Genomic DNA, 3,587 nt, shown 5'->3' with positions numbered 1-3,587 from the left:
AGGCCCACCAGCGCACCAACGTCCGCGAGGCCATGCGCCAGGCGGTGGAGACGTGCCCGCCGGGCCGCTGGCCGCTGGCCGTGTGCAAGGACGACGGGCAGACGCCCCTCGTCACCATGCAGTTGGACGACTTCCTCGAGCTGGTGCGCGAGTGGTGGGAGGCCCGTCCTCGGTGAGTGACTTCTTCAGCCACCTCCTCGGCCTGCTGCGTGTTGAGGCGCTCTCGCCTCGGCACCAGGCCGTCTTCGCGGCTGCGCGCACGCGGCGGCCCGCCTTCGCGCGCCACGCCACGCTCGAATCGGTGCTGGCCGCCATGGCTGACGCGCGCGCGGAGACGTACCCGGAGCGGGAAGCCCTCACCCGGGCCCTGGTGGCTGAAATGCAGGCCTCCCCCAGCCCCGCGTGGACGGCTGCCCTCGCCTCCTCCTACGCCCCCATGTTGTGCCGCCTGCGCCAACGCCTCCGCAGCAACGGCGTGCCCAAGGAGGACCTGGACCAGCTCGTCCTCGCCACCTTCCTCTCCGTCGCGCGCAACTTCCCCCTCCCCCGCTGGCGGGATTGGACGGCAGTCCGACTGCGCCAGCAGACGGCGCGCGAGGTGTTCCGCTACCTGCGCAAGGAGCGCGCGGAGCAGCACGACAAGTACACGCCCCAGCAGCTCGCGGCGTGGCTGCCCGATACCCGCCCTGTCACGCCGATGGAGAGCATCAGGCGGACCAGCGTCCGCCGCAGCTTCGTGCGCAGGGACGCGGTGCTGGTCCAAATGGCGAAGGCCAGCCTGCCGCACAGCGACGTCGAGGTCCTCATGGCCACTGTCGTCCGGAGGGAGAAGCTGCGCACCTACGTCAGCCGCCTCGTCGAAGGTGACGCCGACGAGACCGAGAGGACGTACCAGCGCCTGAAGCGCCAGCGCACGCGGCTGATGCAGCGCCTGCGCACCCAGGCGGTGGACGTCGCAGCGCAGCCCTCCGGAGGCTGCTGAGGGACGGCCATGGCGAAGAAGAAGACCCTCAAGAAGCTGGGGCGCCCCACCAAGGCCGAAGGCCCCCGGTTTCCTCCCGACACAGTGGACCGACTCCTCGTCGAGGGCGAGGAGGTGCCTACCACGCGAGGCCGTGTGAAGAGGCGCTTCCCCTCCTTCCGCGAGTTGGCCCAGCGCTTCGGCGTCGCGCACAGCGCCATTGCCCGGTACGCCGAGCACCACGACTGTCTCGGCCGCCGCAAGCGCCTCCTCGCGGGCCCGCAACGCGCGACGCTGCCGCCTTCCGAAGCGCTACCCCCTCCGCCGCCCGCGCAGCTCGCGCCGCCTGCGCCTGTCGAAGAGCTACCCCCTCCGCTGCCCGCGCAGCCCGCGCCTGTCGAAGAGCTACCCCCTCCGCCGCCCGCGCAGCGCAAGACGGGCCGCCCTCGCAAGTCCGAGGAGCCCGCGCTCCCGCGCCAGGAGCTGGACCGCGCCCTCGTCTTCGGCGACGTGACGACGCTCCCCGACGGCTCCACCATGACGGACTACGCCTCGTACCGCGAGTTGGCCGAGCGCTTCGGCGTCGCCACCTCCCTCGTCGCCACCTACTCCAAGGAGCACAACTGCCTGCGCCGCCGCGAGGAGGCGAAAGTCCGCATCGCCACCAAGGCGGACCAGAAGCTGATTGAGCTGCGCGCCAACGCCATCGCCGTCTCCAAGGACGACGCCCTGAAGATGATTGACGGCTACCTCCTCGGCTTCGAGGAGGCCCTCGCCGAGGGCCGCGTGCGCGTCGACAACCCCACCGACTTCAACACCATGGTGCGCCTGAAGGAGTTCGTCCAAGGCGGCGCCGACTCCCGCCAGGAGCTGCACGCCAGCTTCTCGCTGGAGGGCCTCCAGGCCCGGCACGCCCAGGCCCTACGCGCGGCGCGCGAGACGACGCCCGCCGTGCGTGGCGAGGTGGACGCAGAGGTAGTGAGCAGCGGCGACGAGGACCTCGACACGGCCTCGCCGGGAAGCACCAAGGACGACGCCCTCATGGGTCCACCCACGGACGTCGCGCCCCCCGCCGACCCCGACTGAGAGCGCCCTCCGGTAAGTGAACGGCGCCATTTTCGCGTTCAGTTTCGCCGTTCACTTTCGCCGCGCCTGGCCGCGCCTGGTCACTTTCCCCCGGGAGCTCCACCTGGCGCGCAGATGCACACTCCTGGCGCCACAGCCTTCGTAGTTTCGCGAGGTTAGGGCGGACAGCCACCAGGTCCTCGAGCGCCGCGGTCCGAGTTCCGGCCCGAACTCGCGCCCGGAAGCACACTCCGTCCAGCGGGCCGGACGCCAGCGCGCCGTTCACTTCCCCGGCCCGGGACGCCCTGTTCCGCTGGCCGCCATGTGGCCCACCTGGCGCGCGCCCCCCGGTTCAGCCCCGCGCACCGCGCCTATCGCCGCGTGGCGCCCCTTTCGTGCGCGCGTGTCCCCCAGCGCTTCGGGCCGCAGGCCTTTGTCTTCCTCGTGAACCCCACGCCGCCCAACGACGCCCTCGAAGCCCCGGCCCTCCGCCCCGCGCGCACCTGGGCGCGTGTGCCGTTACCAAAGCCGAGCCGAATGGCCGGAAATGGGTAAAGGCGGCCATTCGGCGTCACTGCCCCCACGCTGTTTCGCGCGCTTACGAGCCCTCGTGAGGGGCCGAAGCGCCGAGGCCAATGGCCGCTTTCCGCAGGTTGCCGCCACCTGCCGCCCGTCACGCGGCCCAGCTCCTCCCCAGTCACCTTCACCGCCTACCCCGGCCGGGCGCAACCATGCCTACCGATGACGCCAGCACGCCCACCCCGCCTACCCCTGACGCCAGGGTGGGGGGTGGTGCGATCTTTCGTGCGGGGTGCGCCGCCGGGGCGTGTACCTGGGGCCCTTTTCGAGAGGGTCAGCTCCGAAAAAGTGAACACCCCTCCCCTGTTCATTTGCGCCCGGTAAGTGAACGCCTCGCGCTGTTCACTTTCGCCGGCTGCGGCTGCTGCGGCTGCGCCAGGGGTGGCCTGCGCGAGCGTTGCGCACGTCCGCCCCTCACCGCCTCCGCGCGGCACCCTGGCCCAACCAGGGGCTCTCGCGGGCGCTCAGCGCGGAGGCTGCATTCCCCATCAGCAGGGCAGGTCCTGCGTCACGCGCACCAGCTCGTCGTCCGAGGGGTGCGTGTAGATGACCGTGGACTCGATGCTGCGCTGGCGCGCGAAGCGCTGAGTGAGGCGGATGTCCTTCGTGCGCCGGTACACCCCGGTGCACGCGGTGTGGCGCACGGCGTGGAAGTTCAGGTGCCGCTCCAGGCCCGCGCGTTGCTGCCACACCGCGAAGCCGTGGCGCACCTGCCGCGTGGACAGCCGCAGGCCCTTTCGGCTCAGGAAGAGCGGCGCCTGGGGACCCACGTCGTGCCCCTGCGAGCGCTTGAGGCTCAGCAGCTTCTCCAGCTTCGCGCGCACCGTGTCCGAGAGGACGACTTCCTGGGGGCCTGGGTGCCGGCGGCTGCCCTTGAAGACAGTCAGCGGCACGTGCCGACGTGCGCGGCTACGCGCGTCGAAGATGTCCCCAACGTTAAGGGCGACCAACTCGTGCTCGCGCAATCCCGAGGCCAGCGCGA

General features: G+C 71.4%; 3 protein-coding genes. 2 read left to right on the top strand and 1 reads right to left on the bottom strand.

Features of this window, described 5'->3' with window-relative positions:
- Window positions 1-151: 151 nt before the first annotated feature.
- Window positions 152-982 (top strand): hypothetical protein, encoded by an 831-nt coding sequence (locus FJV41_RS48470; protein ID WP_141649406.1) that lies wholly within the window; start codon window positions 152-154, stop codon window positions 980-982.
- Between the two features lie 9 nt (window positions 983-991).
- On the top strand, window positions 992-2,047 hold the full coding sequence (locus FJV41_RS48465) for an AT hook motif domain protein (RefSeq protein WP_141649405.1): 1,056 nt from the start codon (window positions 992-994) through the stop codon (window positions 2,045-2,047).
- 1,046 nt (window positions 2,048-3,093) lie between these two features.
- Here FJV41_RS48465 and FJV41_RS48460 read toward each other — a convergent pair.
- On the bottom strand, window positions 3,094-3,587 hold a 494-nt coding region (locus FJV41_RS48460; protein WP_141649404.1), incomplete at its 5' end, for a site-specific integrase.

Origin of the sequence: Myxococcus llanfairpwllgwyngyllgogerychwyrndrobwllllantysiliogogogochensis (genome assembly GCF_006636215.1) — a bacterium.
GTDB lineage: Bacteria > Myxococcota > Myxococcia > Myxococcales > Myxococcaceae > Myxococcus > Myxococcus llanfairpwllgwyngyllgogerychwyrndrobwllllantysiliogogogochensis.
Note: the sequence above shows the minus strand (reverse complement) of the source record. Positions and strands in the feature narration are given on the sequence as shown.